At 63.9% G+C, this 6,134-nt stretch carries 9 protein-coding genes; 4 read left to right on the forward strand and 5 right to left on the reverse strand.

The genetic code is table 11. The features are described 5' to 3' along the window. The coding region (locus DWX39_RS10405; protein WP_158561656.1) for a MobA/MobL family protein at positions 1-1,098 on the reverse strand (1,098 nt) is incomplete at its 3' end. Between the two features lie 351 nt (positions 1,099-1,449). Between DWX39_RS10405 and DWX39_RS10410 the strand changes: the two genes are divergently transcribed. Both DWX39_RS10410 and DWX39_RS10415 read left to right on the forward strand, forming a co-directional pair. Then, complete coding sequence (locus DWX39_RS10410) at positions 1,450-1,773, forward strand: hypothetical protein (RefSeq protein WP_117759867.1); 324 nt, start codon at positions 1,450-1,452, stop codon at positions 1,771-1,773. Then, positions 1,770-2,096 carry a hypothetical protein gene (locus DWX39_RS10415; protein WP_117736964.1) on the forward strand — a complete coding sequence of 109 codons (327 nt, stop codon included), beginning with the start codon at positions 1,770-1,772 and terminating at the stop codon, positions 2,094-2,096. The genes DWX39_RS10410 and DWX39_RS10415 overlap by 4 nt, the downstream gene beginning before the upstream one ends. A gap of 63 nt (positions 2,097-2,159) precedes the next feature. Here DWX39_RS10415 and DWX39_RS10420 read toward each other — a convergent pair whose 3' ends face one another. Then, entirely contained in the window at positions 2,160-2,636 is a 477-nt protein-coding gene (locus DWX39_RS10420) for a hypothetical protein (RefSeq protein WP_117759869.1), read from the reverse strand. Then, positions 2,617-4,422, reverse strand: a complete 1,806-nt coding sequence (locus DWX39_RS10425; RefSeq protein ID WP_117759871.1) for a hypothetical protein — start codon at positions 4,420-4,422, stop codon at positions 2,617-2,619. The genes DWX39_RS10420 and DWX39_RS10425 overlap by 20 nt, the downstream gene beginning before the upstream one ends. Positions 4,423-4,602: 180 nt before the next feature. Between DWX39_RS10425 and DWX39_RS10430 the strand changes: the two genes are divergently transcribed. Both DWX39_RS10430 and DWX39_RS10435 read left to right on the forward strand, forming a co-directional pair. Further along, positions 4,603-4,839 carry an antitoxin gene (locus DWX39_RS10430; RefSeq protein WP_117759879.1) on the forward strand — a complete coding sequence of 79 codons (237 nt, stop codon included), beginning with the start codon at positions 4,603-4,605 and terminating at the stop codon, positions 4,837-4,839. Positions 4,840-4,864: 25 nt separating this feature from the next. Continuing rightward, positions 4,865-5,095, forward strand: a complete 231-nt coding sequence (locus DWX39_RS10435) for a type II toxin-antitoxin system RelE/ParE family toxin (protein ID WP_233508942.1) — start codon at positions 4,865-4,867, stop codon at positions 5,093-5,095. 52 nt (positions 5,096-5,147) lie between these two features. On the opposite strand, the gene DWX39_RS10440 is transcribed toward DWX39_RS10435, so the two are convergent. Next, positions 5,148-5,714 carry a hypothetical protein gene (locus DWX39_RS10440; RefSeq protein WP_117759875.1) on the reverse strand — a complete coding sequence of 189 codons (567 nt, stop codon included), beginning with the start codon at positions 5,712-5,714 and terminating at the stop codon, positions 5,148-5,150. Then, the gene (locus DWX39_RS10445; RefSeq protein ID WP_117759877.1) at positions 5,707-5,889 is read right to left on the reverse strand and encodes a hypothetical protein; all 183 of its coding nucleotides are present in this window, start codon (positions 5,887-5,889) and stop codon (positions 5,707-5,709) included. Before DWX39_RS10445 ends, DWX39_RS10440 begins: the two co-directional genes overlap by 8 nt. Positions 5,890-6,134: the final 245 nt, after the last annotated feature.

Raw genomic sequence — 6,134 nt, forward strand, 5'->3', positions numbered from 1 at the left:
GGCGGTGGCCATGGCCACGCGGCGGCGCTTGGCCAGCGCGCCCCTGTGCCTGCCCTGGGCGCGACCGCGCTTGGCCTTCTCGATGCGGCCGCGCTGACGCTCGAGCTCCGCGACCTCCCGTTGCAGCTGCTCGAGGGCGGCGCCCTCCTGCTGCAGCTCTGCGCGAAGGACCCGCAGGCGGGCGTTGCGGTCGCGTATCTCTTTATTCAGCTTGACGCGATCGGCGTGCCCGATTAGCCCGGTGCCGCCCTCATGCACGGTCGGCTGCTCATCCAGCCCTCTATCTTTATTGCTGCGATGGTCGATAACCTGCGCCGTGGTTCCCGTTGCGGCGGCGTGTGCCGCGAGGTGCCTGTTGGCGATCTCTGCCCAGGCCGCGCGGACGGCCGTGAGTTCGGCGCTACCGACGTCGCGCGCGGCCTGACCCGAGATACGGTGCATCTGCACTGGCCTCTTACTCGTGCGGTCCTTCGTACCCAGGCCCTCGGCCTTCGCCTGCTTCATTGTCAGGCGGCGGCCATCCTTGAAGTTATATATCTTCTCCCAGCCATCTGCCTTGGCTGCCTTCCAATCGGTTGCGCGGATGGGTGCCTGCTGCCCATGTGCATCCTGGCACAGGTACCAGCACTGCCCCTTCTCGGCCTTGGTCCTCTGGATGAAGCCCTGAGCGCTAATGTCGAGCGCGGATACGAGGACGTGAGCGTGGGGGTTCCCGCCGCGGCCGTCATCATGTATCGCCCAGTCGCACGCCTTCGCGGGGAACATCCCGCAGAAGTCGCGCACGCAGGCGCGGCGGCCGGCGGCATCGAGCTCGATCGGCAACGCAAACTCATAGCGCAGCGCGACGAGCTCGTTGCCGCCGCCGCCCTCGGCCCATGCCCGCTCGGCCTCGTTCCAGAGCTCGCCGCGCCCGATGGGCAGCACGCCACCGGGCAGAGACAGACCCTCCTCGACGACGCGTTCCTTCCTGGCATAGTCGCAGAGCTGCCCCGACTGCTCTTCCACAAGCGCCTGGCCCGACTGGTACGCGGCCTTCCTGACCGCGCCCGCCCCGGTGGCGGGCGAGCAGCCGCGGTAGTTCAGATGGAAGATGGCCATGCGAGTTCCTTTCAGGCAAGGGGCGCAGATGCGCCCCGCGCAGCGGCGCGGAGTGCCGTGAGCCGCGGTCGGCGAACGGTGCCCGCGGCGCGGAGCGCAAGGGAGCGCAGCGACCGCGCAGCCCGACCCCGTAGACGTGAGCCGTCTCAGGCGAACGGCTTCGGGGTCGGGCGTAGGGCCGTCTGCCAAGACCGCACGCAGTGCAGGACTTTTGACGCATCGCGGCAAAAGTACTGCCAAGTGCGCACTACCTCTGGTAGTGATATACCCAGCTCGCGAAATTTTACCGTGAGTATGGGTATATTTTGCTGCAAAGACAAAACGCCAACGAGCAAGGAAGGGCGGTCATTTATGACGGCATCCATCGACGAGCAGATTGCACGGAAGAGGGCCGCGGCCGACAAGCAGGCAGCTCGCGCCGCCGCGCTGAAGAAGGAGCTGAGGGACCTCGAGAAGAAGAAGGCCGCGGCCGAGCGGAAGGCCCGCACGCACCGCTTGGTCGAGGTCGGCGCGATCCTCGAGCAGACCGCTGGCATGACCTTCGACACCGAGGAAAGCCGCCGCGCCCTGTCCGTCGCGCTGACCGAACAGCTGCGGTACACGGACGGCACGCCGTTCACCCGCGGCAGCCAAATCGCCGAGGCCGTCGGCAGGCTGCTGGGGGATCAGAAATGAACGTCACCATCACTTTTAAAAACAAGGTCGAGAGCTACTACACCCGCGCCGACGGATCGGCGGCGCTGAGCAAGGACGTCCTCGAGCTCACCGCCGACGGCTCGGCGGCGGTGCTCTGGAGCCGCCTCGAGTTCGACAGGGGCGGCGGTGATGACGGGACCAAGCCCCGCACCGAAAGAGGCTTCAGCCGCGAGGTGCTGCGCCTGCCGCCCGCCGCGGCGGTCGGCCCCGGCGGCAGCCTGGATGAGTTCTGGGATCGCGCCAACCAGTACTGCGGCGTGGCCGAGGTCGAGATCGACGGCAAGCTCGTGTACCCGTTCTGACCCTGCCGCCGCGATGAAAACCGAAGAGCCCCGCGGCCCATCGAAGGGGCCGCGGGGCTCCCGCTATTCTCCCCCTGGGCCGAGCAGCTTCATGGCCATGCGGCCGCGACGCCACCACGGCGTCGCGGCGATCGCCTGCTGGCGTTCGGCGAGCGATGCGAGCTTTCCGGCGAGCTCCGCGACCCTGGCGTTGGCTTCGGCGAGCTGTGCCTTGGCCTCGGCCTCGGCGCGGGCGGCGCGGTCGCGCTCGGCCGCAAGGGCCTCCATCAGCTCGGCGTTGCGGGACCGCTCGATTTCCAGTTGGGCGGCCAGGGAGTCGGCCAGGGAGTCCGGGACGGGCGCCGCGGCCGCTGGCTGGCGGGACGGTTTCTCGGGGTTCTTCAGCGCATCGGCGATAGCCGCCGCGGCGAAGTCATCGAGGAAATCGGTGTTCCCGTTTCGGGAAACGTGGTTTCCCAGTCCCAGTTTCCCGATGTAGTTAGCTATTGTTCGCTTGGAAACTCCCAGCTCAGACGCTATTTCACGCTTCGTTATGCCCATTGGTCAACCTATCGTCAATCGGGAACTTTTCCCGGGAACTATCGGGGATTTTCCCGGTGGTTCCCGATGATTTTACCGTTTCCCGTTCCCGTTTTTCCCGTTCAGATGGAGCTCTTTCTATGGGGAGCACCAAGGTTCCGTCGACGGCAGCGAACTCGAAACAGGTGCGGATGGCGTCCCTGAATTCAACCATCGCTGAGTCGCACGAACCATTCGGCCTTTCCGTCTCGGCAACTTCCTCCGGCGCATCGTGCAGCCATTTGATGACGGTCGTGCGCGATATGCCCAGCTCTCGGGCGATGGCGCTGTGGCTGGCGTCGGGGTGCGCCGCGGCGTATTCGCGGACGAGGTCGGCCTTTGGCTTTCGTCCATTGCCCTCGCGCCAGTTGTCATTGTTGATGTCTCGAATGGCCCGCGCGCCCTCAAGGTGCTTCGCCTGAGATCGCCCGTTCCTCTTGTTTTTCGGCAGCTCGATGGCGGTGCGCCGCTCTATGCGGTCGCGGGTGAGCTTGTGGATGATGGGGTCGTAGTACGCCTCGATGGCCGCGAGCGCGTGTTCCTCGGTGAAGTGGTTGTCCTCGCGCTCGGTCAGGTCCTCGAGAGTCGGCACGAGCGCGAGCGCATCGGCCTCGAGCTCCTCGTACGGGATACCGCACTTCTTTGCGTACGCCGCGAGCACGTTCAAGCACCAGTAGCGGTGGTGGTCGGTGGCCTTCGTCTTGACCTCGCCGAGCCACCAGTCGTACAGGTCGCGCTTGCAGGTCCAGCGGCCGGGGGCCTTGCCCTCGACGATGCGCGTCTGGTACCACTCCGGCCAGAGCTTCTTGGCGCGCTCGATGGGCGTACGCCCGGCGGTGCGCATGAGCTCGATGAGCTCGGCGCGGTCCTTGCCGCCGCGAACCCCGGCGTATCCCAGCAGGTAGTCGAGGCTGCATCGCCAGGGTTTCCCGTCCTCGCCGTTGTGGACGAACGCCACGGCCTCGTACTTATCCTTGATTTTCGACCCAGCGGCCTTGCCATTGAGCTTCGTAGGCGTGCCGGGCATCCTGAAGGGCTGGTAGATGCCCTGGTGCTGGACGTCCTCGAGCGTCGAGACGGTATCGCGCCAGATGTAGTCCGTGAGCATCGCCTTGATCTCCTGCACGAACGGCACGATGCGCGGAATCAGCGGGATCGGCTGGTCGAGGACGTAGTAGAGGTGGAAGCCCGTGCCCGAGTTCACGAGGAAGGTCGGCTGGGGAAGGGACACCCATTTGTCCGCGGCGAACTTCGGGTCGCGTCCGTTGCGGAACTGCTTCAGCATGTTCTTCAATTCCTGCACGCCGACGCCGTCGAGGTCGATCGCGAAGGCGTGCAGGAACCGGGCGTTCTCCGCGACGCGGCTCTTGCCGAAAAACGACACGGGCGCACAGAAGACGGACTCGTTCTTCCGATTCGAGTCGACAACGCGCTCCATCACGCCGTCGAGGTCGTCGGTCAACGTGAACCGCTCAACCACGGGAACGTCGCGCTTGCGGCCCGTCTTGGTCTTGACCGTCTTGGTCCTGTTGGTGATCTGGATTGCGATGCCGTTGGGGTGGCCGCCGCCCTGCTCGTGCCACGGGACCTCCTCACCGCGGGGCTGCAGAAAGCCCTCGGGGAAGATGGTCCGCCAGAAGTCGTACGGGCTGACCCATTCCCAGGACGGATAGTCGGACAGAAGGATGTCATTCTTCTCGATGTAGGCATGGCGCTGGGCTGCCCACCAGGCGTCATCATGCTCCGGTTTCTTCCTACGATCTGCCACTGAACACCACCCCACATACCAGCCGCCCCCGAGGGGTAAGGCCCTGCCTTTACAGGACGTATATTATCAATATATTTATTGTACACCCCTGCGGCCATCTGTATAACGTGTTTTACACTTATACGGCGAATGGTGTGCTAGAATGTATAACGTGTTATACAGATGATTGGGAGGTGCACCGTGGCAACTGCTACCGCGGCATTGAGGATGCCCGAGGACTTGGCAATCAGGTACGACCGTTTGGCGAAATCAACGGGACGCACGAAGACTTTCTACATGACAGAAGCGCTCGCTGCCGAGATTGACAGGCTTGAATACGAGTACGGCTTAATGAAGAAGGTCGAGGATTATAGGGCCGGCAGGCTTGAGACCGTGACGCTCGACGAGCTGGAGGAAAGCCTTGGCTTGGCGGATTGAGATCGACAAGGACGTCCAGCGTTCGATGAAGAAGCTGGACAAGCAGATCGCCAAGAGGATCGTGGCGAAACTTCATGAGATTTCACAGCTCGAAGACCCGAGAAGCATGGGAAAGGGATTGACCGAGAACAAATCAGGTCTCTGGCGCTATCGGGTCGGCGACTATCGGATAGTTGTCGATATCGAGGACGATGTTCTCGTCATCCTTGTTGTCGATGTTGACCACCGAAGCAGGGTCTACAGGACTCGCAGGTAGGCTGGTCGACACTGCTGACGCAACGGGGAGGGTTTTGACCCTCCCCGTTTTTTTACGCTTGCCACCACGGACGCCCGTCGTACGGACGACCGTCGGGCAGCCTGTCGTACTCGCGCGGCCCCGTCTCCAGCAGCATCTTGGCGCGGTCGGGGTCATAGCGCACATCCCAGGCATGACAGTAATACCATGCGGAATTGCCTCCATACCGGGTGAGCCGCCACCGCGCCTCAGCGATGGGTACGAACCCCAGCGCGCACCACTGGAAGGCCGTGTGGTCGCGGCGGCCCTCCTGCAAGGTTTCCTCGTCGATGTGAGCCCTCCAACAATCGAGAAGGTCTTTGCGATGCTGTTCCGCGCGGGCGGCGCTCTCGATGCGCTCGCGCTCCTCGGCCTCGCGCTTCGCCTTGGCGTCGGTGCGGCGCTTGCGATTGACGGACTCGACGTCCTTTTTCGCCCAGGGGCGCGTCTGCTCGATGTTGTAGAACATCGCGGTCGTGTTTCCGTTCGGGGAGCGCCAAGTGCGCTCCACGCCCTTTCCGAGCTGGCCTTTCTTGACATGGCGGTGCTTCTTCTCCCACTGTGCCGCGGTACGCAGCTCGACGCCGTCGACCTCAATCATGGCGGCTCACCTCCAGCCCTTCAGGCAGATCGCAGTCGAGATACACGCGGACATACCTGCTCTCGGCGCGGTTCGGGTACTCACGGGAACGCTCCAACACGCACCCCGCCGCCTGCATCGCGTCGGCGATGCGCTGAACCTCGTCGGGCAGGCCCTCAAGACGAACCCTGACCATGACAACCTCCTTGCCTTTTGACCCCTGCGCCACGTCCTGTGGCGCAGCCTAATCGTAGGGCTCAGAAAAAGTCCGAAAAAGTCTAGTTATCGCAGGTCAGACGTGCCATCGCGCGAGCGCACATGCACGCGATATATAGTCGCGCGAGGGCTTCAAAATATTTTTTCCGCACCAGCGGCGGCAGCCGCGAACGATCGGGATGCCGCCGCGGTCGGCCGTGGCCAAAGCAGCCGCCAAGGTAGCTG

It is taken from the genome of Collinsella sp. AF19-1LB (genome assembly GCF_003459655.1).
Taxonomy (GTDB): Bacteria; Actinomycetota; Coriobacteriia; order Coriobacteriales; family Coriobacteriaceae; genus Collinsella.

Bases quoted from the DNA above. Each gene is read 5' to 3' on its own strand.
- DWX39_RS10410 (WP_117759867.1), top strand. From the start codon at position 1,450: ATGACGGCATCCATCGACGAGCAGATTGCACGGAAGAGGGCCGCGGCC.
- DWX39_RS10415 (WP_117736964.1), top strand. From the start codon at position 1,770: ATGAACGTCACCATCACTTTTAAAAACAAGGTCGAGAGCTACTACACC.
- DWX39_RS10420 (WP_117759869.1), bottom strand. From the start codon at position 2,636: ATGGGCATAACGAAGCGTGAAATAGCGTCTGAGCTGGGAGTTTCCAAG.
- DWX39_RS10435 (WP_233508942.1), top strand. From the start codon at position 4,865: ATGAAGAAGCTGGACAAGCAGATCGCCAAGAGGATCGTGGCGAAACTT.
- DWX39_RS10440 (WP_117759875.1), bottom strand. From the start codon at position 5,714: ATGATTGAGGTCGACGGCGTCGAGCTGCGTACCGCGGCACAGTGGGAG.
- DWX39_RS10445 (WP_117759877.1), bottom strand. From the start codon at position 5,889: ATGGTCAGGGTTCGTCTTGAGGGCCTGCCCGACGAGGTTCAGCGCATC.